1 pseudogene is annotated in these 248 nt (G+C 41.5%); it reads right to left on the reverse strand.

Annotated elements, in window-relative coordinates:
* Nucleotides 1-24 precede the first annotated feature (24 nt).
* Nucleotides 25-248, reverse strand: a pseudogene (locus AAEY62_RS23890) (hypothetical protein); the annotation flags it as partial.

A 248-nucleotide genomic window follows, 5' to 3' on the forward strand; every position in this document is an offset into this window, starting at 1 on the left:
GTGCACGCAACATGCCGCAGTTAATTACACTTTACTCGGCGTTAATAATTGCGCGTTTGGCAGCTCAAGTCCCTGCCCCGAAAACGCAAACCAACCTAGCTCATTACAATGCACTTTATTGTCGCTTACTTGGTCTAGGCTGTCTATTCTAACGCGAATTTGCTCATCACTACGCACTAAAATAGGGATTATTAACCCGACTTTGGCATTATGTTGATAAAAAAGTTCATTTGCTTGAATGTTAATCT

Origin of the sequence: Pseudoalteromonas sp. GW168-MNA-CIBAN-0100, from assembly GCF_040309225.1 — a bacterium.
Classification (GTDB): Bacteria; Pseudomonadota; Gammaproteobacteria; order Enterobacterales; family Alteromonadaceae; genus Pseudoalteromonas; species Pseudoalteromonas arctica.